Raw genomic sequence first — 24,551 nt, 5'->3', positions numbered from 1 at the left:
ATGAAAAATATTTGTGAATTATTAAAAACAAAATATCCAGTTATTCAAGGTGGAATGGCTAATATTGCAACCGCACAACTAGCTTCAGCTGTATCAAATGCTGGAGGTTTAGGTTTAATTGGAGCGGGTGGATATGATAAAGAATGGGTACGTCAAGAAATACAAAAAATGAAAACATTAACAAATAAGCCTTTTGGTGTTAATATAATGTTAATGAGTCCTCATGCAAAAGATCTTGCACAACTTGTTATTGACGAAGGTGTAAAAATTGTTACAACAGGTGCAGGAAGTCCAGGGATTTATATGGAACAATGGAAAGCACATGATATGATAGTTATTCCAGTTGTACCATCTGTTGCTCTAGCTAAAAGAATGCAAAGAATGGGTGCTGATGCAGTTATTTGTGAAGGTACCGAAGCAGGCGGACATATTGGAGAATTAACAACAATGGCACTTGTTCCTCAAGTTGTAGATCAAATTGATATTCCAGTGATTGCTGCTGGAGGTATTGCAGATCAAAGAGGAGTATTAGCTGCTTTTGCACTTGGTGCAAAAGGCATTCAAATAGGAACTGTCTTATTAGCAACTAAAGAATGTCCAATACATGATAATTATAAAAATTGGATTGTTAAATCAAAAGATATAGATTCTATAGTTACAGGAAGACAAACTAAGGCACCTGTTCGTGTTTTAAAAAATCCTATGGCTGTTAAATACAATGAGTTATCTCAACAAGGTATCAACTTAGAAGAATTAGAAAAAATGACTCTAGGTTCACTTAGAAGAGCAGTCTTTGATGGAGACATGCAAACAGGATCTATTATGGCTGGTCAAATCAGTGGGTTAATTCATGAAATTAGAACTGTTAAAGAAGTTTTAGAAAGCCTTTTTGATGGTGTTAACGCATATAAAGACAGTTTGGAAGTGTTGTAATGAATAAATTAGCAATATGTTTTTCAGGACAAGGAAGTCAGTATCAAAATATGGGACTTGATTATATTGAGTCATTAAAAACATATGAAGACATGGCAAACATTGCATCAAATATATTAGGTTTTAATGTATGTGATGTTTTAAAAGATGAAAAACTTATCAATCAAACAAAATATACTCAACCATTGGTTGCGCTAAAATCTATCTTCGGCTATGATATGATTAGTAAATTAAATCCAAATGTTCAAGCTTTATTAGGTTTTTCTTTAGGAGAATATAGTGCATATTATGCATCAAAAGTTTTTGATTTTGAACAACTTTTAGTAATCATTGCAAAAAGAGCAGAATTCATGGATCAGGATGCACAAAAAACTAAAGGATTAATGGCAGCAGTTATTGGTCTAGAAAAAGATCAAGTGAAATCTGTTTGTCTTTCTCTTCAAGATCAAGGAGTAATAGATATTGCAAATGATAATTCACCAAATCAATATGTGATTTCTGGAGAAGAAGCATTGGTTTTAAAAGCAATTTCGCTTTTAAAAGAAGCAGGAGCTAGAAGAGTTATAGAATTAAAAACTAGTGGGGCATTTCATACGAATTTAATGGAATCAGCAAGTAAAAAACTTATTCTAGAAATGAATAATAATCCAAAATTAACACCCTCAAAATCCAATATAGCCATCTATATGAATTTGGATGCAAAAGTATTAAATGATGAGGATATATTAAAACATATTGAAAAACAAATGATTAACGAAGTTAAATTTAGAGAATCAATTCTTAATATGAAAAAAGATGGCATCACTCATATTTTAGAAATAGGACCTGGTAAGGTTTTAACAAATCTTATTAAAAAAATTGAACCAGAAATTGAAGTGATCAATTTTGATCAAATTGAATCTTATGAAACTGTGAAAGGATGGTTAAAAATACATGGATTTACAAAATAGAGTCGCAATCGTTACCGGAGGTGCATCAGGTATAGGTAGAACTATATCACTAGCACTAGCTAAAAAAGGAGCATATGTTGTAGTTAACTATAATAGAAGTGTTGATAAAGCTTTATCTTTAGTTAAAGAAATAGAACAACTAGGCTCAAAAGCTTTAGCTGTCCAAGCAGATATATCAAACTTTGATGAATCAAAAAAATTAGTAGAAGCTTGTATTAATGAATTTCAAAGATTAGATATTTTAGTTAATAATGCAGGAGTAACTGAAGATAAACTTATCTTACGTATGAAAGAAGAAGACTATGATAAAGTTTTAAACACAAATTTAAAAGGTGCTTGGAATATGAGTAAGCACGCAGCTAAGTATTTATTAAAATCACCTCATGGTAGAGTGATAAATATATCTAGTGTAACAGGTTTAATAGGTAATATAGGACAAACAAATTATAGTGCTTCAAAAGCAGGATTAATAGGATTTACAAAATCTCTTGCTAGAGAATTGGCAAGTAGATCAGTTACAGTTAATGCGATTTGTCCAGGGTTTATAGAAACGGATATGACAGCATTTCTGGATGAAAATCTTGTCAAAGCATATCTTGATAATATACCGTTAAAACGCATGGGTAAGCCAGAAGACGTTGGTAACATGGTTTCATTTTTAGCAAGTGATTTAGCAAATTATATAACAGGTCAAACATTAGTTGTTGACGGCGGGATGGTGATGTAGATGGAAAAACGAAGAGTAGTTATTACTGGGATGGGATTAGTTTCTCCAGTAGGAAATGATGTTGAGTCATCTTTTAAAGCACTTGTTGAAGGTAAGAATGGTATTGATTTTATTACCTTATATGATGCAAGCAATTGGAAAGTCCAATTAGCTGGAGAAGTTAAAAATTTAGATTTTGAAAAATATATAGATAAAAAAGAAATTAAAAGAGCAGACAGAGTAACTAATCTAGCTTTAGTTGCTGCACATGAGGCATTTACTCAATCAAAACTTGATTTAGACAAAGTAAATCCATTTAAGTTTGGAACATTTGTTGGCAGTGGTATTGGTGGACTCACAACTATCTTTGAAGAAGCAAAAACATCAGTAACACGAGGACAAGATAGAATATCTCCATTTTTTATACCAAACTCAATTATTAATATGGTTGGTGCAAAAATTGGCATCAAATATCATGCTCAAGGTCCAAATCTTCCAATGGTTACTGCATGTTCTGCAGCAACCAATTCAATTGGTGAAGCTTTTAGATATATTAGAGATGGATATCTTGATTTAGCATTTGCTGGAGGATCAGAAGCACCAGTCAATGATTTAGGTATAGGTGGATTTGCTAGTTTAAGGGCTCTTGATACTTCAAATGACCCAGAATATGCATCTAGACCTTTTGATAAAACTAGAGCAGGTTTCGTGATTGCTGAAGGTGCTGGTATTTTAGTCTTAGAAAGTTATGAACATGCAACTGCTCGAGGCGCTAAAATTTTATCTGAAATCGTTGGTTATGGTACAACAGCTGATGCATTTCATATGACAGCTCCAGATGAAAAAGCTACAGGTATTACCGAATGCATTAGAATAGCTTTAGAAGATGCTAAACTTAAACCCGAAGACCTAGGTTATATTAATGCACATGGTACATCAACTATCCTAAATGATAAATTAGAAACTCTAGGATTTAAGAATGCTTTAAAAGAACATGCTTACAATGTTCAAATAAGTTCTACAAAATCAATGACAGGTCATGCATTAGGTGCTGCAGGAGCAATTGAGTCTATCGCAGTTATTAAAGCCATACAAACATCCTTGATACCCCCGACCATACATTTAAAAGAAATTGATCCTGAATGTGATTTAAATTATACGCCAAATCATTTTGTTAAAAAAGAGTTAACTTATGGGATGAATATAAATATTGGTTTTGGTGGTCAAAATGCTGCAGTTATCTTTAAGAAGGTGTCATTATGAAATTGAATTTAGAAGAAATTAAAGCAATTATTCCTCATAGAGATCCGTTTTTATTTTTAGATGAGATTATAGAATTAGATGCGCAAAAAGCAACTGGTATTAAACATGTTACTGAAGAAGAGTTTTATTTCAAAGGGCATTTTCCAAAAAAACCTGTAGTACCAGGTGTTATTTTAGTTGAGTCACTTGCACAAGTTGGTGCAGTAATTTTGCTATCTGATGAAAAATATAAAGGAAAAATCGCATATTTTACTGGTATAAAAAATGCGAAATTTAGAAAAAGTGTTGTACCAGGTGATTTACTATATCTTCATTGTGAAGTTACAAGAATAAAAGGTGCATTTGGTTTTGGTTCAGGAAAAGCTTATGTAAACAATGATTTGGTTTGTGAAGTTGATATCTCTTTTGCAATAGGACAATGATTAGTTATACACTACTTTCATTTGATGAAATAAAATCTACAAGCGATTTATTAAAAGAGCATTTTAGCTCTTTTTCTCATTTTACAATCATCAAAACAAACTATCAAATCAATGGAAGAGGACAATATGATAGAGTATGGTCATCAAATAAAGATGAAAATATTTTGTTTAGTATTTTACTAAAAGATTTACATATAAATCAAATGAATGATTTGAAACAATGGATTGTCACAAGTCTGATTGATTTTTTAACATCTTATCAACTTGATCCCAAATTTAAAAATCCTAATGATATTTATATTGATAATCAAAAGATATGTGGAATTTTATTTGAATCAAGAACAACTCAAGAATCTCTTGATTATGTCGTGATTGGCATAGGATTAAATGTCAATCAAGTTGATTTTCAGTCCTTAAACGCAATATCTATGAAAAAAATTCTTCATAAGACTTTTGATATCCAATCATTATTTGATGAACTAATGAATACCATGTTAGGTCGTTATCAAATAATATAAAAATGTGTATGTTCATCTTGGATTTCATGATATAATAAAAAAAGAATTGAGGGGATATATATGAATCATAAAAAAAGAGATTTATGGATTGTATTAGTGTTGTATATAGTTAGTTTTGGTCTAGGAGTTTTAGTATTTGAATTGTTTGATGCCTCGGGGCACCATGAATGACTGTATGTGGCTATGAAAATCAATACTTTGAACTGTCTGTTATTATGAAAACAGACTAGAATTATCTGATTTTTCTGTCAATTTACTATCACAAAAACTTCTTAAAATTGTTGATAAATCTAGTACAGTAGATGAATCCCCTTAACCCTTTGGGATAGACTGTTGTGAGTCACATACGTCATTTTCATACTGGTGACGTATGCCAGTATGAAGTTTATTATACTTGTTGCCCTGACCCTTTAGTTAGAACTGTCGGTCCTTATGAAACCAATGTACGTGGCTATGAAAATGTCTCAACTAAGACGTGGAAGTCACTTTTTATGTCTTGAATATCGTTTTGAAAAATCAAAGGAAAATCAGTAAAAAATCGTAATTTTATCATTGGACCCCAGACCCTTTGACATGGACTGTGGTAAGCGAAATACATCATCTTCATGAAACTGATGAACGTGGCTATGAAAATCTGATTATTTTTTGATAAGTATAAAGTAAGATTTTTACTAATCACCATTTTTATATGTTGTAACATATTGTTTTAACAACTTTACAGCAGTTCCATTTGAACTTTTACATAATGCCGAATCAATATTCGCCATTTCTTCTAAAACATTATATTTTTTTTCTGCCAAAACCGGTTCTACAAATATCTTTTCATTTTCTGTTTTATGTGCTTTTGAATAATCAACTAACAACTCTTCAAACATCTTTTCACCAGGTCTTAGCCCAGTAAATTCAATCTCAATATCTCTATATGGTTCTAATCCAGACAGCCTAATTAACTTTTCAGCTAAATCAAGAATTTTAACAGGTTCTCCCATATCTAAAACAAACAATTCTCCTCCTTTGGCGTATGCTCCAGCTTGTATCACAAGTTGGCATGCTTCAGAGATTGTCATAAAGTATCTAATAATTTCAGGATGAGTAACTGTCACTGGTCCACCTTCAGCAATTTGCTTCTGAAATAAAGGGATTACCGAACCATTACTACCAAGAACATTTCCAAATCGTACAGCTGCAAAATCAGTATAACTTTCTTCATTAAGAGCCATAACGATTCGCTCTGCGAATCTTTTTTTCGCTCCCATGACATTAGTTGGATTTACTGCTTTATCAGTGGAAATAAAGACAAATTTCTTTACTTTATGTTTATCCGCCATATTAGAAACATTATAAGTTCCTAAAATATTATTCTTAATTGCTTCCTTTGGACTAACTTCCATTAATGGCACGTGTTTGTGTGCCGCTGCATGGAATACTACATCTGGCTTGTACTCTTTAAATATTTCATCGATTCTTAATTCATCTCTTACACTAGCTATTAAAACAATTATCTCAGGTTTAAATGAACAAGAATCTAATCGATACATTCTTTCAAATTCCATTTGAAGATCATATACACCATTTTCATAAATGTCAATAATTATGATTTTTTTTGGGTTAAACCTTATAAGTTGTCGACATAGTTCAGATCCAATAGATCCTCCACCACCAGTAACAACAATTGTTTTAGAATCAATATATTCTTTAATCCCAACTTCATCTAAGTAAATCGGTTTTCTACCAAGCAAGTCGACAATATCAACATCTCTTAATTTAACTAAACTTTCTTTACTCCCCACCATTTCATAAAATGGTGGCATCAATTTGATTTTACTTCCAGTTAACTCAACTTTATTAATTAGTTCCGTAGTATCTTTTATACCAAGACTTGGAATTGCGATAACAGTTACAACTGCCTTATATTTAAAAACAACCTCACTTAAATCATCTGTTGTTCCAAGCACAGGAATTCCTCTGATTGTTTTGCCTGCTAATTTGTCATTGTCATCAATAAAACCAATTACTCTCATATTGAACTTAGGATTTTTAGATATTTCATCAAAAAGTAAAATGCCTGCGTTCCCTGCGCCAATAATTAACGTTCTATCTAGTGAGGATGAAGTCTTCCAGTGTGATAAATAATACTTATATGTACGATAACTTAGTCTTGTTCCAAGTGTTAGAGTCGAAACAGTAAAAAAGGCAATCGCATATAAATTATACTGAAAGTAATCAAGCTTAAACATCATCAATATTAAATATGATAAATTAATAGCTATAAAATTCGCAGTTACACCACGAATAGCTTATTCAAATGAGACATATTTCCAAACACTTTTGTACATTCCTAAAAAATAAAACAAGATTAGATAAGTGAAAATTATAAAAGGAAACTTTTTTAACAAGCTAAGAAAGTCTTCAGGATAAAAAACAAACTCATCTTTTAAGAAAAGAGCCATAGTAAAACCAACAAATATCACAAAGATATCTAAACAAAGTACAATAAAACTTTTATAAGATTTCATATGCTTACTCCTCCCCCAGTATAATCTTTTTAGGATTAGAGATGAATATCATCTTCGCCTTCTCTATCCCCTGTTTCTTTTCAATATATTGATATGCTTGTTTAAAGTATTCAAAGGTTGAACTGTTTCGATGAGAATCACTCGAAACAAAATCAACCAAATTATTCTTAATTAATTTTTTAACTTGTTTTTTAATTTGCTTTGAAGCAAACAAACTAGAGGCATTAATTTGAATTAAAGCTCCCGTTTCTTTCCATTGTTTAAATGTATTAAAATCTTTAATATATGAATATCTTTCAGGATGAGCAATAATCGGAATATATCCTTCAACAATAAGTTCATAACAAATATCATCAATCACTGCTTCTCTTGTCCCAAAATCAATTAATACATATTTAGAATTATCGAGTTTATGACACATATTATTTTCTAAAAAGTTGTTTAAATCACTTGTTTCATCTATTTCACTACCAAGATATAAGTTCACTTTTAATCCTTTTTGAGCAACTGCTTCTTTAAGTAATAAGAATCTTTCTTCAATAACATCATATGTTACAGTAAACTTTCTTCTAAAAGAATAATGAGGAGTAACAAATAAATCAGTTATTCCAACTTCAATCGCTTTTTCAATCATTTCTAAAGAATCTTCGATTTTTTTACACCCATCGTCAACATCAAATAATAGATGTGTATGAATATCTATCATAACTTGCTTCCCCTTTCCCTGTTAGTATAGAACAATAGCCGCCATTGCTGACAGCTAATAATTATTCATCCCCGTAATAATAGTAGTCCATACCGTAATATGAATCGCTTTTTTGAACTTTTGTAAGAACTCCACCAATAAGATTAGCGCCAGATTCTCTTAGCTGTTTTAATACTCCATTTGCGATATCTGAATTAGTTTTTCTCGAAGCAACAACAAAGATAGTTCCATCGCTGAAATTCGAGATAATTGTTGAATCAGCAACTGCTGTAAGCGGAGGACAGTCAATAATTATTTTGTCGTATTTGCCACGTAATTCAATCATCATTTCTTTAATCTTCTTAGAAACTAAAACTTCAACTGGGAAAGGTACTTTTGACCCAGACACTAAAACATCTAAATATTCATCAATGTGATGGATATTTTCATCAATCGAATGTTCATTTGTTATATAATCGCTTACTCCGCCTTTATTAGAAAGACCAAAGGCACGGTGAATTTTAGGTTTACGTAAGTCCAAGTCTAAAAGTAATACTTTTTCTTTTGTTTGAGAGTAAACTGTCGCTAAATTGATACAAGTAACTGTCTTTCCTTCGTTTGGGAAAGTACTTGTTAAATTTAAAACTTTTAATTCTTGATCAAAACCAGAATAATCAATACTTGTTCTTAATTTACGATATTGTTCACTTACAGAACAGTGAGGATCTATATTAGTTATAACTTTATAGTTTGGCATAGTTATTTAAGCTCCTCATCCATAGAATAATCAGGAATGAGTCCAAGAAGTCTTAGACCTAAGACTTTTTCGATATCTCTTCCTGTTTTAATATCTTTACATAAAAACTCAATTGCGAGAACGATTCCTACTCCTAACATACCACCAAGTGAAATCCCTACAACTAAATATAACATTCTATTTGGTCCACTTGGAGAAACTGGAGTTAAGGCAGTATCTAAAACTTCTACATTTTCAAGTCCTTCAAATTCATTTGAAAGGTCTTTAACTATACTTACAAGTTCGTTTGCAATTTGACCTGCCAGTACTGGATCAGTACTTTCGACTGACAAATTGATAATTAAAGTATCGTTAACACTGTTTACACTAATCATTCCTCTTAACTGAGAATTAGTATAATCAATTCCTAAATTTACTTTTAGTGCTTCTAATACACGATTGCTTTCTGCAATCTCTGAATAGGTATCTACTAATCTTTGTCCTGTTAATAACGCTGTATATTCAGAATCGGTTGAACTAGTTACTTGAACAATCATACTTGATTCAGCTGTATAGACATCATCTAGTGCGATATAGGCATAAAGCCCTACCGCTGTAGCAATAGCCACAGTTACAATCCCAATTAAAATCCACTTTTTTAATATTAGTTTAATTAAATGTATTAAGTCAATTTCAGTATCTTCAATTAATTCCTGTTCCATATTATTCCCCACCTTCGCGAATATTTCAAATTATATTGTCTTCCAATAATTAGTCTATTATATTATATCATAACTTTACTTTTTTTACACCTCTGTTATCTATTATTTAGCTTTCTGTTAAAAAGACTTTCACCTGCTCTTACACCAGTCATTAGACTATTATTAGCTGATTTAGCAGCAATGCTTTTTATATATGTATTAAGTTTAATTTTAAACAATGCATCTTTATATGATCCTTATTGGAGCGTGATTCCACCTGTCTTTTTAACTTTAGCATTTATAAGTTTAAATAAAGGTATAAATCTATCATATTTTCTATTTTTATTTTCTATTTATTTTTGGGCAGTTCGCTTAACTATAAATTGGATAAAAAATTGGCATGGATTTAATGAAGTTGATTGGCGCTATATTATGATTAGAGATAAAGCACCAAAACTATATTTCCTTACAAATTTTTCAGCTATCCAACTTTTTCCAACATTAATTGTTTTTGCACAATTACTAGTTGGGCTAAAAATTATTGAGCTAGGTGCATCTTTAAATATAGTATTTATATTAGGGTTTTTGATGATTATTGTTGCTTCAATCATCCAATATGTTTCAGATGAACAAATGAGAGCATTTAGAAAAGAGAATAAAGGAACAAAGAAGTGTATAGATCAAGGGTTATGGAGAATATCAAGACATCCTAATTATTTTGGAGAAGTAACTGTTTGGTGGGGACTTTATGTGATGTATTTAAGTATTGTTCAAAGATTGGACTTTTATATACTTGCTCCATTATCAATGACGCTACTAGTTGTGTTTATTTCCATTCCTATGATGGAAACAAAAATATTAAATACTAGACCAGAATATAAAGAGTATCAAGAACAAGTGTCAATGCTTATTCCTTTTGCAAGAAAAAACGATAAAAAAAGCATTTATCAAGAAAATAATTGACATATTTGTAAATATACTTATAATAAGTCTAGGGAATGAATGTCTCCCTTAGTTTTATACTAAAACCGCAATTGCTGATGACTTCTACAACTTTTTTGTTGTAGAGTCTATTTTTTTTAAAAAGGAGAAATATATGTTATTAAGTATATCCATCATCATTTTAAGTAGTCTATTATTATCTAAAATCTTTAATCTCATCAAACTACCAACAATCCTAGGTATGCTTTTAACAGGTATGATTATTGGTCCTTATGCACTTGATTTAATTGATATTGATATATTAAATATATCAGCTGAACTTAGAAAAATAGCTTTAATTGTTATTTTAATAAGAGCGGGATTATCACTTGATATCAGTGATTTAAAAAAAGTAGGAAGACCTGCAATTTTGTTATCATTTGTTCCAGCAACCATTGAAATTTTAGCGATTACTTTACTTGCACCAGTCATATTTGATATATCTTATACGACAGCAGCAATCATGGGTGCGATTGTAGCAGCAGTATCACCTGCTGTTGTTGTTCCTAGAATGATTAAACTCATTGAAAGTGGACATGGTAAAAACAAAAATATACCACAAATGATTTTAGCAGGTGCATCCATTGATGATGTTTATGTCATTGTTTTATTTTATGCGTTTTTAAAATTAGGACAAGGTGAGAATTTCCATGTTACAACAATACTTAATGTCCCTCTTTCAATAGCTTTAGGCATATTTATTGGTGTTATATCAGGATATTTAGCATCTATCTTTTTTAAGAAGTTCCATATGAGAGATACTGTAAAAGTTCTTATTATATTTTCAATTGGATTTTTAGCTGTCTCCCTTGAAGATGCTTTGAGTCAAGTTATTGCGCTAAGTGGTTTATTAGCCGTGATGTCATTTGGTATTTCATTAAAAAATTATCATCCAGTATTATCAGAAAGATTAGTTAAAAAATTTGAGAAAATATGGGTCATAGCTGAAATTATACTCTTTGTATTAGTTGGAGCTTTAGTAGATGTATCAGTATTATTAAGTGTTGGTTTATGGTCAATAGTATTAATCATTTTAGCAATGGTTTTTAGAATGTTTGGTGTATATTTAGCCCTTTTAAAAACAAACTTGAATGGTAAAGAAAAATTGTTTACAGCTATTTCATATACACCAAAAGCAACTGTTCAAGCTGCAATAGGTGCGATTCCACTTTCTCTAGGGTTAGCAAATGGTGAATTGATCTTGATGGTCTCTGTGGTTGCAATATGTATAACTGCTCCATTTGGTGCTATTTTGATGGATAAAACATATCAAAAACTCTTAGATAATCCAGTAAAACATGATAAAATAAACGTAAATATAGTATAATTTAATGCACTTTTTACGAAATAATGTTAAAATGTATAAGGTATCATGAAACTATGTATTTAGGCATAAAATTTAAAGGAGTATGATTATGAAAAGAAATAAGTTCATTGTCATTGGTTCAGGAAGACTAGGATCGAATATTGCAACTTCTATGTCAGAATTAGGAGAAGATGTCATTATTATTGATGCAGTAGATGATTCATTTAGAAAATTACAAGAATCATTTTCTGGCTATCAAGTTGTAGGAGATGCAACAGATCTTACTATTTTAGAAAATTCATATATTAAACAAGCAAAAACAGTTGTTATTACAACTGATAGTGATAATGTGAATATTTATTTAGCTCACATTTGTTTTTACGTCTATAATGTACCTAAAATATTTGTTAGATTATCTGATACAGATAAAGGAAAACTTTTAGAAGGTACAATGATTAAAGCAATCTATCCATTTAATTTATCATATAGTGAATTTATGGATTTAAATGATGAGGAGGCAGCTGAATGAAAATTGTAATTACTGGCGGAAAACACGAAGCTGACTATATCGTAAGCAAACTAAAAAAAGAACATCATCAATTGATTATTATTAATCAAGATATAGATTTTGCTGAATACATTAGTGCAAATAATGATATCGGTGTATTTCCAGGAGATCCGACAAAAGCATATGTTCTATCAGATGCAGAAGCGCATAATGCGGATGTTTTACTTGCATTATCAGATAGTGATACCGATAATTATATCACTTGTATTACTGCTAAAAAACTTTTTAATATTAAAAGAACAGTAGCAAAAGTAAAAAACCCAAAAAATGTAGAACTATTTAAACGTTTAGGTGTGGATAGTGTCATCAGTTCAACTTACCTACTTGCACAAACCATTTTAAATGAATCTTCTGTTGAAAATATCATTAAAACACTTTCTATAGAGGATGAAAAAATAGTAATGATTGAAATTGGTGTTGAACCAGAGCATAACATCGTTAATAAAAGATTAATGGATATCAAATTCCCATCAAATATTAATATAAGTTGTATTTTTAGAGATCCACATGTCATTATTCCTAAAGGGGATACATTGATTAAGGCAGATGATAAGTTAATTATTGTTACAACGCCTAACGATCAAGAAGAAATTGTGGAATTTGTACAAAAGAGAAAATAACATGAATATTAAAAAGAATATATCAGGTTATCCATTAATAATCAATTATTTAGGCATATTTGCCATCTTAATTGGTGTTATAAACTTAATACCATTACTTGTTATTCCATTTTATCCAGAAGAGATAGTAGAAGCTAAATATTTCTTTATTCCAGCTTTATCAGCGATTTTTATTGGTTCACTTATTGTTTTAATATATAAAGGAAGAGAAAAAGATCGTTTAGAAAGATCTCAAGATGCCATTTTAGTTATGTCCATTTGGATTTTAGGTATCTTTGTATCTTCTCTACCATTTGTATTAACAGGAAATTATAATTTTACGCAAGCAATATTTGAATCGACATCAGGATATTCAACAACTGGTTTAACGGTTGTTGATGTAACTGTTACACCACATATATTTTTATTCTTTAGAAGTTTACTACAATTTGTTGGTGGGGTTGGACTTGTCTTAGTTCTTACTTCAGCAATTAGTGATAAATTTGGAATGAGACTATATAGTGCAGAAGGACACAGTGATAAACTAGTTCCTAACTTAATTAAATCAGGACGTATGATATTAAGTATTTATATAGGATATATTTTGGTTGGATCTGTATTTTTAATCATATTTGAAATGACTCCATTTGAAGCAATTAATCATTCAATTACTGCAGTAGCAACCGGTGGATTTTCAACTGAAAGTCTTAGTATAGGCGCATTTAATAGTGTTGGTGTAGAAGTTACGATTATGATTTTAATGCTACTTGGTGGAACAAACTTCTTTGTACATTTGATGTTATTAAGAGGTAAATTCAAAAATGTGTATAGACATGTTGAAATCAAATTATTAGGTATCCTACTTTTAATCTTTATTCCAATGTTAGTTATTAATTTATATAGTATGTATGATGGAAATTTCTTTCATACATTGAGAGTTGCATCATTTCAATTTATTTCTGCTGTTACAGGTACAGGATTTCAAACCATTGATACCTTTACCGTTATGCCACCAACATTTATTGCAGTATTAGTTATTGTGATGGTCTTAGGTGCTGGTATGGGATCAACTGCTGGCGGGATGAAACAATATAGAGTAGCACTAGCTTTTAAGAGTCTTTATTGGAATATTAGAGAACAATTTGGACATAAGAAAACAATTCGAACACATTTTATCAATAAAATAGGAAATAAAACTGTTGTAACAAAAGATGAAGTTGTGCAAAACTATTCATTTTTAATGATTTATTTGCTTGCATTATTTACAGGAACATTAATCTTTACAGGACTTGGGTTTACCATTAGAGAATCATTATTTGAATTCGCATCAGCTTTAGGTACTGTTGGACTATCAGTTGGTATTGTTGGCTATGATGCAAATCCAATTGTCTTATGGACTTCAACTGTTGGTATGTTTTTAGGTAGACTAGAATTCTATGTTGTATTTATTGCTTTAACTAAAATATTTATTGATATAAAGAAAAAAGCTTAAAACTACTTTTTATAAGTAGTTTTTTTGTTATATAATGGTATTAACAAGCAAGTATTGCAAGTTATCTTTATATATTGCAAGTTATCCTTAATTGCTTTAAATATCTAATTTCATGTCATATACTATGAATAGGAGGAACTCTTTATGATTAAAATCATTTGGAGCAAAGATGAACTATCAACGTTAGAAGAACAACTTCATAATAATCATGTCAACTATGTACTTATCAACCATTTAGATAATCTTCCTGATCATGTGGTTGGTATTGAGATTGATGATGAAAAAGTAGATGATCTAAAAAAGGTTATTGAAATGATTGAATATGAAAAGATGCAAATGTTCTTTCCAACACTTGATGGATTTGTACAACTCTACATTTCTAATATCTATTATATTGAAGCATTTGGTGAAGATATAGTGTGTCACATGAGAAATCTTGAACAACAACACATCAAAAAACTTTTATATCAATTAGAAATGATTCTAGAGCCTTATCATTTTGTTCGCATTTCAAAATCTTTTATTGTTAATTTAAGACAAATCAAATATATAAAAGTCGGACTAAATGCTAAACTTCATCTTACCCTAAATAATCAAAGTCAACTAGAAGTCACGAGATCCTTCGTTAAGAAATTTAAGAAACAATTAGATCTATAGGAGGTAAGTAGTATGACAATTTTTGGATGGATAGTCATATCAATATTATCAAGTTTTGTAGGATATTTAATTTATAATCTTATAAATGAATTCGTTATGAACAGAAAATTAAATAAGTTTAAGGTAAAAAACAATATGGTAGGTGTTAAGATATCCCAAATGGTTATCTTAAAAAAGGCATATCAAATTGTGCTTGCAACTGTGCTAGTTGTAGTTGTTGGTGTATCGGGTGTATTTTCTTCTGATATAAGATTAGATAATAATAAAATACTAACTCAAGCAAATCAAGTAGGATCAAAAGCTAAGTTATTATCGTTACTTGAAGATCAAGATCATTATTATAATCAAGTGGATGCATTTCCAGAAGCTATGTTAGATGATGCTGCCGAGGGTGATCAATCAAGAGACTTTATTGACACAAACACTCAAGTCAATGGAGTTAGTGAAGCAGATATCATAAAAACAGACGGAAACTATATTTATTATGCATCTAGATACTTTCAAAAAATCAATGTAGTCTATGTTGATCAAAACTATGAAGCAATTGTTTTAGCTGATATAGATCTTGGCAATGTATATACTGATAACATGTATTTAACAGATGATTATCTTGTTGTTATTGGATATACTTATGAACAAACACCTTATAGTTTTTATGAAGGCGATCTTGTACTTTCTTGGTATCGTCAACCAAGTGGAACGATTTTAGTTATTGATCGACAAACCTATAAGATCGTTTATGAAATGGAAACTGATTCATTCTTTTATGACCATAGAATGATTGAAGATCAATTGTATTTAGTATCTAGTAAATATATCTATAATGATCAAGAAGAATTAAGACCTCAATTTATAGAAAGAAAAAATTCAAGTATAAAAACATCTTATGTTGATTATGATAATATTTATTATTATGATCAAGTTATCGCATCTAATATGACGGTTTTAACCAGTGTTGATCTATCTGATTTCACTTATGATTCTCAAGCCTTTTTAGGATACGTGAGTCAAATGTATGTCAACCAAACTAGTATTTATACTGCATATAACTATTATAAATATAGTTTAGAAGATGACTATAGAATTCAAACTCAAATTTTAAAATTTGATATTGATCAAGATAATAAAACTATTCAATATCAAGGTGGACAAATTTTAGATGGTCACGTTCAAGACGCTTATTGGATGGATGAATATGATGGATATCTAAGAGTTGTTACATCAAACTCATGGCCAGCAAAAAATAGATTATATATTTTAGAAGAGGACTTAGATGAAGACGTACTTAATATCGCATCTAAAATTGATGAAAATTTAGGTCTAGAAGGTGAAACTGTAAAATCAGTAAGATTTAATAAGACGTATGCACAAGTTGTTACATTCTTACAAACTGACCCATTATATACCATTGATTTATCAGATCCATATAGCCCGTTTATTAAAGATGATCCAATTATAGAAGAAGGATATTCTACATATATGCATGTGTGGAATGAAGATAATTATTTGATAGGATTTGGATTTGATGCGAATGCTGATGGTAGTATAACAGGTTTAAAACTAAGTGCGTATGATACAAATCAAACAGAACCTTTAGAAACGTATAGTTTTGCAAGTGATCCTGATGATGGATATACATATAGTTTCTCTGAAGCCATTTATAATCCAAAAGCATTAATGATTGATGCATCTAAAGGTATCGTAGGATTTCCGATGAATACGTATCATTATGATCAAAATGATTATTATTATGAAAGTATATTTGTTATATTCTTTATTGACTTTGATAGTCAAGATATCATATCAGATCCAATAATGATTAAACATAATCAAAGCGAATACTTTATGTCCATTGAAAGAGCTATTTATATCGAAAATACTGTCAATAATCAAGTCACTGATCGATACATCTACACATTTTCTTATTTAGAAATTACCGTTTATCACATAGAATCTGAGATGATTACTCAAAAAATAGCTTTAAATGATTTAGTATATCCAAATGAAACACCGGAATCAGATTGATAATAAATAAATGATTTAATTAAAAAAGGCTAAGAAAGTTTAGCCTTTTTCTTTTTGTTTGTTATAATAGAAATGAATGACTGTTATTGGAGGAATCAAATGATCAAAAAAACATTTTTATTGATGTTATTTATTTTACTTGAAGTAGTCTTATATGCTTGTAGTGATGCTATAGAAGAAGAACAACAAGATGTAATTATAATTCCAGATCAAATCGAAGAAACATTATCATTTTCAGATTTTTTTAATGATGAGATAAAAAAAGATATCATTATTGAAATTAGTCAAGATCAATGGGATGGGCTTAATCAAGAAATGAATGATTATTATGAGCAATTTGGAAATTATAGAACAGATGCTTATGCTAAAGCTAAAATGTATTATAGTAGTGATCAAACTGATAGCCAAATTGTCATAGAAAATATAGGTATTAGATCTAAAGGAAACACATCAAGAGTTATTTTAGAAGATGATGAAGGTAATTTGAATAAATCTCATTTTAAAATCTCATTTCATGAGGATTTTGATCAAGATCAATTTGATATCTACGATGATCGAACAGTCTTTGATGTTGAAGAACTTGAATTAAAATATAATAGAAATCAAGATTCTACATATATTAACGAAAAGTTTTCATTTGATCTATTTAATGATTTTGGTGTTGTGGCACCTCAAGCAACATTATCGAATTTATACATAAAAATAGGTGATGAAACATATTATTATGGACTTTATACTGTTTTTGAACCTGTTGACAAGCTTTTTTTAGAAAAACGATTTGATGAAGATAACAGAGATGGTGATTTATATAAATCTCTTTGGCAAGGATTTAAGCCAGCATCTCTTCAAAATAATTATAGCGAACAAGAGATGGGCATTAAAGATGAAAGTATTAATTATAGACCAACATATGATTTAAAAAACAACAAAAAGACTTCAAATCATGAAGCGTTAATTCAATTTATTGATGATATCAATACATGGACAGATCTAGAATTTGAAAATCAAATAGAAAGCATATTTGATGTTGATAATTTCTTAAGATTGCTTGCTTTAGGTGTATTAATAGGTAACCCTGATGACTATAGAGCAATGGCAAATAATTATTATTTATATCAAGAAGAAACATCTTTACTGTGGCATATGATCCCATATGATTATGATCATAGCTTTGGAGTTGGATGGAATCCAACAGAAGATTTCACAATTAATCAAGATATTGAACAATGGTTTAATTTAAATGCAGAACTTCTTGGTGTTGAGTCATATGAACATCCTTTATCAGATAGGATATTGTCTTATGATACTTATATGAACCAATATAAGGATTACTTAAGAGAACTCATAGATCCCCAAAATGGTCTATTTAGATATGAAAGATACCTAGCAGCATATTTACAAGCTAAATCATTATATGAACAAGATGTTAATTCAGATACTTTATTTGATCAAATTGAATTTGATTTAAGAGATATTGAGTCTTATTACACTCAAAAAATAGAACAAGTAAGCAATCAACTAGATTAGAAAATAGAAAGAGGTGTTAATATGTGGGAAGCAATCGGTCATTTTTTTACAGCCGTACCATTTTGGGAATTATTATTAATATTTGTGGCAAAAATAATAGAAGTTACTATTGGTACGATGCGTATTATATTAATTAGTAAAGGATATAGAAAACAAGGGACTGCTTTAGCAGTTGTTGAGATATTATTATGGGTTTTTATTGCAAGTTCAGTTATACAAGGTGTTAGTGAAACACCTATAAAAGGTATTGTATATTCTATAGGTTTTGCATTAGGCGTTTATGTAGGTTCGTTTATTGAAAATAGAGTTGCTGTAGGTAAGATTTTACTTCAAGTGATATCAGATAGAGTTGGTGCAGATATGATTGTAAGAATTCTTCGCGCAAACGGTCATGGTGTAACAAGCCTGGATGCAAAAGGTAAAGATAGTGATAGAACTGTTTTAATGATTTTTGCGAATCGAAAGAATAAAGAAACTATCATAAGTCTAATCAAAGATGCAGATGAAAAAGCTTTAGTTGTTGCAAATGAGGTTTCTATTTTGTCAGGTGGATATGTAAGTCCATGGAGAAAACTAGCGAAATAAATTATTTGTAAAAAAAATAAATATATGTATAATATATATGGTTGGAGTTATAGCTCAGCGGGAGAGCACTTGCTTGACGTGCAAGGGGTCCCGAGTTCGATCCTCGGTAACTTCACCATATTTTTTTATTTTAAAAAGATGGGACACATATGAATAAAGAAAATGAGAAATTATTAAGAGAATATGATGTAAAAAAACTACTTATAAAATTATCCATACCTGCTATTGCGGGTATGGCTATTAATGCACTCTATAATTTAGTAGATGCTTTATTTGTTGCAAAATCTGCAGGAGAACTTGCAATTGGAGGACTCGCATTTGCTTTTCCAATACAAATGATAGTTTTTGCGATTGGTTTAATGATTGGAATAGGTGCAGCATCTGTATTTAGTAGAGCATTTGGTAGAAGAGACTATAAAAAAATGGAGGATGCTGTTAATACGGCACTTAGAATTGATATCGTTTTAGCAACGATATTTACCTTTTTAGCATTTATATTTATTGATGATCTATTGGTTTTCTTTGGAGCAACATCAGAAAACATAGGGTTTGCTTATGATTATTTAAGTATCATCTTAATTGGGCTTGTTCCACAATCGTTATCTATGGTTTTAAACAACCTTACAAGAGCAGAAAGTAGATCAAAAGTAGCAATGTATTCATTAATTATTTCTGCTGGAGCAAATATTATTTTAGACCCAATATTTATCTTTGGTTTTGGTTTAGGTGTTAAAGGTGCAGCTATAGCTACTGTGATTGCACAATTTATTGGATTAGGCTTTATCGTTTATAAATCTTTAGATAAAAATTCAAATTTAAAAATCAAACTTGATAAATGGTTCCATATAGATATACAAACTATTAGAGAAATTGTTGTTGTAGGATTCCCTACATTTCTTAGAAATTCATTAGGTGCATTTTTAGCAATTGTTATTTATAAACTTATTAATAAATATGCTGTAAATGAGCCAGGTATTTATATAGCAATATATGGCGTCATTAATAGAGTTATAAATTTTGTGTTCCTACCTAGTTTTGGTATCGTACAAGGCATGGTTCCAATTGTTGGGTTTAACTTTGGAGCAAGGAATATTAAGCGTATGAAAGACACTATCTTATATGCAACAAAAATCATTTTAATTTATTTTGTATTTGGATTTATATTTATTCAATTTCTAGCGCCTACTATATTTACATTATTTAGCCAAGAAAACGATCCATTATTTATCGAATATGGAACTTATGCATTTAGAATTGTATCGTATGGTTTCTTATTGGTTGGTTTCCAAGTTATTGTAAGTGCAGTTTTTCAAGCTCTAGGATATCCAATTCGTGCAATGATCATTACATTATCAAGACAAGTATTGTTTTTTATTCCATTAGTATATTTACTAACTTACGTATTAAATGATATGAAAGGGATATGGTTCGCTTTTGCAGCAGCTGATATCTTATCTGGAATTGTAAGCTTGGTTTTATTAGTTGTTGAAATGAGAGCAATTAATAATATGTCTTTTACACCAACTATGTAATATAAATTTAAAAATAATATAGAAAAAAAGTATCTATTTAAGATACTTTTTTTGTTAAAAAACATTAAAAAGTATGATATAATTGAATGCTGGACGGTGATGAATTTGTCAAAAGATGAGAAAAAGCAACATCTTATATTACATGATAAAAATATATTTAAAGGATTACTTATTTTATCTATTCCTTTAATGCTAAATAATCTTATCAAGACATTTCATGATGTCATTGATATGTTTTTTGTTTCTGAGATACCAGGGTATTCAACCGAAGCAATTAATTCTATATCGTTGACGTTTCCCGTTTTCTTTGCCTACATATCATTAGGCATTGGACTAAGTGCTGCAGGTACAGCATTAATTTCTCAACATTTAGGTTCCAAACAAATGGAAAAAGCCAAGAAGTTTGCAGCTAATTTAGTTATGATTGCAATAGCCTTAGGTGTTTTCTTAAATATTGGAGCTTTTTTCTTAGCAAAACCTGTTATGGAACTCATGGGAACTGAAGGTTACACTTTAGAAAACAGCGTAAAATATTTACAAATAAGAGCATTTGAATTACCTTTTGTTTTTATATTTTTTGCTTTTACTGCAATTAGACAATCTAGTGGAGATACGGTCACTCCAGTTATTTATGGTGTCATTACGATTATTATTAATATCATATTATCACCATTATTAATATCAACATTTGGATTTGGAGTTAGTGGAGCAGCAATTGCAACACTAATCGCTAATATCAGTGTTGTTCCATTTATTATTTATCAATTATTTAATGCTAAACAGGGAGTAACACTTGATAAAAGTATATTGCATGTCGACTTTGATATTGTAAGAAAGATTGCAAAATATGCTGTCCCTGCTTCACTTGGACAATCGATTACAGCAATAGGATTTATCATAATGAACACAATCATTTTAACTTATGGTGCGCAAACGGTGGCAGCATTTAGTGTTGGCAATAGAATTACAAGTATTATTTTGCATCCAGTGATGGCTATTGGTGGTGTATTGGCTGCTTATTTAGGACAAAATATAGGCAATCAAAATCCTGATCGAGCAAGAGAAGCATTTAGAAAAGCAATGATCTTGTCAGTTCTTTTAATGGGCATCGGTAGTTTTATAGTTATTTGGTTTAGAGCACCTTTAATAGGCATCTTCATTAAAGATGATCCAACAGCTTTAAATCTTGGAGTTGAGTATATGTTTTATTTATTGATTGGACTTCCTCTAATGGGTATATTTCAGACATTTATGGGTACATTTAATGGAACCGGTAATACGAAATTCACGTTTGCATTTTCAATTGCAAGATTATGGATACTACGTATACCAGCTATATTAATATTTAAATATACAACACAGATCGGAAGTAGTGGTATATGGTATGCAATGCTAATTAGCAATGTTTTAATAATTTTTGTAGGTATATTCTTTTATAATCGAATTGATTTTATGCCGAAAATTGATATAGACAGAAGAGAACAAAGACTACTAAAATCTAGCGTATAAAATAGAGTCCTTAAGATAAATCTTAAGGGCTTTTCTTTTTGATACTTCTTTTTGTATATTTTTGATGATATAATAAAATAAAACGAAGAAGGTTTTTTATTTATGAATAAAATTATATCTAAAAAAGTGCTTAGTAAATCAGTAACAGAAATGAAGATATATGCACCTCAAATTTTAAAGCATGCGCAAGCAGGCCAATTTGTTATGCTTAGAATTAATGAAAAATCAGAAAGAATTCCTTTAACAATCTCAGATATGGATCATGAAAATGGTTTATTAACAATTATATTTCAAGTCATAGGTTCTACAACCTATGAATTAAATGAACTTAATGTTGGAGATGATATCCTAGATCTTGTAGGTCCACTTGGAAAACCAACACATATTGAGGGATTTAAAAAAGTTTGTGTCATAGGTGGTGGTGTGGGTTGCGCAATCGCTTATCCAGTTGCAAAAGCTTTATCTTTAAAAAATGTAGAAGTAGATGTAATCATAGGATTTAAATCAAAAAATGATATGATCCTACATCAAAAATTTGAAAAAATAGCAAATCATGTTTTTGTTTCTACTGATGATGGCAGTTATCAGACAAAAGGATTTGTGACTGATATATTATCTGATCTATTAAAAAACGGGCAAACATATGACCATGTTTTTGCGATAGGTCCAATCATTATGATGAAAATGGTTAGTCAGTTGACAGCTAAATATAACATAGGAACTACAGTTAGTCTCAATCCAATTATGGTTGATGGAACTGGCATGTGCGGAGGATGCAGAGTAAAAGTTGGAAAAGACATAAAATTTGCATGTGTTGATGGACCAGATTTTGATGGTCATTTGGTTGACTTTGATTTATTACAATCTAGAAACAACATGTATAAAGAAACAGAAACTAAAAATTATAAGTGCTTAGCTGAAAAAGGTGGACATTCATGAATCTAGAGAAGCATAAAACAAAAATGCCAACCATAGATCCATCCATTAGAATAAAAAATTTTGAAGAAGTATCGCTAGGTTATGATTCTAATGATGCGATTTTTGAAGCAGAAAGATGTTTAGAATGTAAACATAAGCCTTGTGTTGCAGCTTGTCCTGTGGGGATTGATATTCCAGGATTTATTAGACAAATCAAACAATCTAATTTTGAAGATGCATATCAAATCATATTAAATGATAGTGTATTACCTGCTGTTTGTGGCAGAGTGTGTCCACAGGAAGTACAATGTGAAAGTGCTTGTGTTAGAGGTATCAAAGGTGAAGCAGTAGGTATTGGAAGATTAGAAAGATTTGTAGCTGACCATCATTATCAAGAAAATATAGAATTAAAGAATATTAAAAGAGAAAAAAATAATATAAAAGTTGCAATTGCAGGCAGTGGGCCAGCAGGACTATCTTGTGCAAGCCAACTTTTACAGCTAGGATATGATGTTACTATTTTTGAAAGTTTACATACACCAGGTGGTGTATTAGTATATGGTATTCCAGAATTTAGATTACCTAAAGAAATCGTTAAAAAAGAAATTGATCAATTAATTAAACAAGGCGCTTGTATTCAGACAAGTATGATTATTGGTAAAACCCTATATATTAGTGATTTGTTTGAAGACGGTTATGAAGCAGTTTTTTTAGGTACAGGGGCAGGATTACCTAAATTTCTAAATATTGAAGGTGAAGAGTTAAACGGAGTTTACTCTGCAAATGAGTTTTTAACAAGAATTAATTTGATGAAAGCATATGACAAAACACAAGCGACTCCAATTTATAGAGGAGAAATTGTCGGTGTCGTTGGTGGTGGAAATGTTGCAATTGATGCAGCAAGATCTGCCATAAGACTAGGAGCAAAAGAAGTTCATATCATTTATCGAAGATCAATGGAAGAACTTCCTGCAAGATCAGAAGAAATAGAACATGCTATAGAAGAGGGAGTTATTTTTAATATACTAACACATCCTACAAAAGTTATTGGAGATAATAAAGGATTTGTTAAGAAAGTTAACTGTATTAAAATGGAATTAGGAGAAAAAGATGCTTCTGGCAGAAGACGACCTATTCCAGTTGAGAATTCTAATTTTGATTTAAATATAGATGTTTTAGTTGTTGCAGTTGGTACAACACCAAATCCTTTAATATCACAAACAACTAAAAATCTAGAAGTAAATAAATGGGGATGCTTAATAGTAGAAGAAAGTACTGGACTTACAACAAAAGATTATGTTTATGCAGGAGGAGATGCAGTAACCGGTTCAGCAACAGTTATTTTAGCTATGGGAGCAGGAAAAAAAGCAGCAAACGCAATTGACAAAAAATTGAAGATTAAACACCAAATTATCTAAAAGA

General features: G+C 30.3%; 24 protein-coding genes, 1 tRNA gene and 1 riboswitch. Of the genes, 20 read left to right on the top strand and 5 right to left on the bottom strand.

Annotated elements, in window-relative coordinates:
- The 6 genes from fabK to MPAN_RS06000 are packed head-to-tail and all read left to right on the top strand — an operon-like array spanning nt 1 to nt 4,792.
- On the top strand, nt 1-933 hold the full coding sequence (fabK, locus tag MPAN_RS06025) for an enoyl-[acyl-carrier-protein] reductase FabK (protein ID WP_176238881.1): 933 nt from the start codon (nt 1-3) through the stop codon (nt 931-933).
- Entirely contained in the window at nt 933-1,883 is a 951-nt protein-coding gene (locus tag MPAN_RS06020) for an ACP S-malonyltransferase (protein WP_176238882.1), read from the top strand. Before fabK ends, MPAN_RS06020 begins: the two co-directional genes overlap by 1 nt.
- On the top strand, nt 1,867-2,610 hold the full coding sequence (gene fabG, locus MPAN_RS06015) for a 3-oxoacyl-[acyl-carrier-protein] reductase (protein ID WP_176238883.1): 744 nt from the start codon (nt 1,867-1,869) through the stop codon (nt 2,608-2,610). Before MPAN_RS06020 ends, fabG begins: the two co-directional genes overlap by 17 nt.
- Nucleotides 2,611-3,852, top strand: coding sequence for a beta-ketoacyl-ACP synthase II (fabF, locus tag MPAN_RS06010; RefSeq protein ID WP_176238884.1), 1,242 nt, complete (start codon nt 2,611-2,613; stop codon nt 3,850-3,852). It begins immediately after the preceding gene.
- Nucleotides 3,849-4,274, top strand: coding sequence for a 3-hydroxyacyl-ACP dehydratase FabZ (gene fabZ, locus MPAN_RS06005; RefSeq protein WP_176238885.1), 426 nt, complete (start codon nt 3,849-3,851; stop codon nt 4,272-4,274). Before fabF ends, fabZ begins: the two co-directional genes overlap by 4 nt.
- A complete protein-coding gene (locus MPAN_RS06000; RefSeq protein ID WP_176238886.1) occupies nt 4,271-4,792 on the top strand; it encodes a biotin--[acetyl-CoA-carboxylase] ligase in 522 nt (173 codons plus the stop codon). The genes fabZ and MPAN_RS06000 overlap by 4 nt, the downstream gene beginning before the upstream one ends.
- A gap of 671 nt (nt 4,793-5,463) precedes the next feature.
- On the opposite strand, the gene MPAN_RS05995 is transcribed toward MPAN_RS06000, so the two are convergent.
- From MPAN_RS05995 to MPAN_RS05975, 5 genes are all read right to left on the bottom strand, one after another.
- Nucleotides 5,464-7,038, bottom strand: a complete 1,575-nt coding sequence (locus MPAN_RS05995; RefSeq protein WP_407659113.1) for a polysaccharide biosynthesis protein — start codon at nt 7,036-7,038, stop codon at nt 5,464-5,466.
- 51 nt (nt 7,039-7,089) lie between these two features.
- Entirely contained in the window at nt 7,090-7,308 is a 219-nt protein-coding gene (locus MPAN_RS05990; RefSeq protein ID WP_176238888.1) for a hypothetical protein, read from the bottom strand.
- A gap of 4 nt (nt 7,309-7,312) precedes the next feature.
- Nucleotides 7,313-8,014 carry a tyrosine-protein phosphatase gene (locus tag MPAN_RS05985; protein WP_176238889.1) on the bottom strand — a complete coding sequence of 234 codons (702 nt, stop codon included), beginning with the start codon at nt 8,012-8,014 and terminating at the stop codon, nt 7,313-7,315.
- Between the two features lie 61 nt (nt 8,015-8,075).
- Nucleotides 8,076-8,750: a CpsD/CapB family tyrosine-protein kinase gene (locus MPAN_RS05980; protein WP_176238890.1), complete on the bottom strand. Its 675-nt coding sequence runs from the start codon at nt 8,748-8,750 to the stop codon at nt 8,076-8,078.
- A 2-nt stretch (nt 8,751-8,752) separates the two neighbouring features.
- Nucleotides 8,753-9,451 (bottom strand): YveK family protein, encoded by a 699-nt coding sequence (locus MPAN_RS05975; protein WP_176238891.1) that lies wholly within the window; start codon nt 9,449-9,451, stop codon nt 8,753-8,755.
- 180 nt (nt 9,452-9,631) lie between these two features.
- On the opposite strand from MPAN_RS05975, the gene MPAN_RS05970 reads away from it, so the two are divergent.
- From MPAN_RS05970 to gltA, 14 genes are all read left to right on the top strand, one after another.
- Nucleotides 9,632-10,393 carry a DUF1295 domain-containing protein gene (locus MPAN_RS05970; protein ID WP_176238892.1) on the top strand — a complete coding sequence of 254 codons (762 nt, stop codon included), beginning with the start codon at nt 9,632-9,634 and terminating at the stop codon, nt 10,391-10,393.
- A gap of 22 nt (nt 10,394-10,415) precedes the next feature.
- Nucleotides 10,416-10,487: riboswitch (Fluoride riboswitch) on the top strand.
- Nucleotides 10,488-10,526: 39 nt separating this feature from the next.
- Nucleotides 10,527-11,738: a cation:proton antiporter gene (locus tag MPAN_RS05965; RefSeq protein ID WP_176238893.1), complete on the top strand. Its 1,212-nt coding sequence runs from the start codon at nt 10,527-10,529 to the stop codon at nt 11,736-11,738.
- A gap of 88 nt (nt 11,739-11,826) precedes the next feature.
- Nucleotides 11,827-12,246, top strand: coding sequence for a potassium channel family protein (locus MPAN_RS05960; RefSeq protein WP_176238894.1), 420 nt, complete (start codon nt 11,827-11,829; stop codon nt 12,244-12,246).
- Nucleotides 12,243-12,905: a potassium channel family protein gene (locus MPAN_RS05955; RefSeq protein ID WP_176238895.1), complete on the top strand. Its 663-nt coding sequence runs from the start codon at nt 12,243-12,245 to the stop codon at nt 12,903-12,905. Before MPAN_RS05960 ends, MPAN_RS05955 begins: the two co-directional genes overlap by 4 nt.
- Before the next feature lies 1 nt (nt 12,906).
- Nucleotides 12,907-14,376: a TrkH family potassium uptake protein gene (locus MPAN_RS05950; protein WP_176238896.1), complete on the top strand. Its 1,470-nt coding sequence runs from the start codon at nt 12,907-12,909 to the stop codon at nt 14,374-14,376.
- 144 nt (nt 14,377-14,520) lie between these two features.
- Nucleotides 14,521-15,033: a LytTR family DNA-binding domain-containing protein gene (locus MPAN_RS05945; protein ID WP_176238897.1), complete on the top strand. Its 513-nt coding sequence runs from the start codon at nt 14,521-14,523 to the stop codon at nt 15,031-15,033.
- A gap of 12 nt (nt 15,034-15,045) precedes the next feature.
- Nucleotides 15,046-17,058: a beta-propeller domain-containing protein gene (locus MPAN_RS05940; RefSeq protein WP_176238898.1), complete on the top strand. Its 2,013-nt coding sequence runs from the start codon at nt 15,046-15,048 to the stop codon at nt 17,056-17,058.
- 99 nt (nt 17,059-17,157) lie between these two features.
- On the top strand, nt 17,158-18,585 hold the full coding sequence (locus MPAN_RS05935; protein WP_176238899.1) for a CotH kinase family protein: 1,428 nt from the start codon (nt 17,158-17,160) through the stop codon (nt 18,583-18,585).
- A 21-nt stretch (nt 18,586-18,606) separates the two neighbouring features.
- Nucleotides 18,607-19,170, top strand: a complete 564-nt coding sequence (locus MPAN_RS05930) for a DUF2179 domain-containing protein (protein WP_176238900.1) — start codon at nt 18,607-18,609, stop codon at nt 19,168-19,170.
- A gap of 43 nt (nt 19,171-19,213) precedes the next feature.
- Nucleotides 19,214-19,288 (top strand) — tRNA-Val (locus MPAN_RS05925).
- Nucleotides 19,289-19,319: 31 nt separating this feature from the next.
- Nucleotides 19,320-20,702 (top strand): MATE family efflux transporter, encoded by a 1,383-nt coding sequence (locus tag MPAN_RS05920; RefSeq protein ID WP_176238901.1) that lies wholly within the window; start codon nt 19,320-19,322, stop codon nt 20,700-20,702.
- A 105-nt stretch (nt 20,703-20,807) separates the two neighbouring features.
- A complete protein-coding gene (locus tag MPAN_RS05915; RefSeq protein WP_231756748.1) occupies nt 20,808-22,211 on the top strand; it encodes an MATE family efflux transporter in 1,404 nt (467 codons plus the stop codon).
- Between the two features lie 102 nt (nt 22,212-22,313).
- Nucleotides 22,314-23,150: a sulfide/dihydroorotate dehydrogenase-like FAD/NAD-binding protein gene (locus MPAN_RS05910; protein WP_176238903.1), complete on the top strand. Its 837-nt coding sequence runs from the start codon at nt 22,314-22,316 to the stop codon at nt 23,148-23,150.
- Nucleotides 23,147-24,547: an NADPH-dependent glutamate synthase gene (gltA, locus tag MPAN_RS05905; RefSeq protein WP_176238904.1), complete on the top strand. Its 1,401-nt coding sequence runs from the start codon at nt 23,147-23,149 to the stop codon at nt 24,545-24,547. The genes MPAN_RS05910 and gltA overlap by 4 nt, the downstream gene beginning before the upstream one ends.
- Nucleotides 24,548-24,551: the final 4 nt, after the last annotated feature.

It is taken from the genome of Mariniplasma anaerobium (assembly GCF_016865445.1).
Classification (GTDB): Bacteria; Bacillota_I; Bacilli_A; order Acholeplasmatales; family Acholeplasmataceae; genus Mariniplasma; species Mariniplasma anaerobium.
This window is presented reverse-complemented; position numbering and strand designations above follow the sequence as displayed.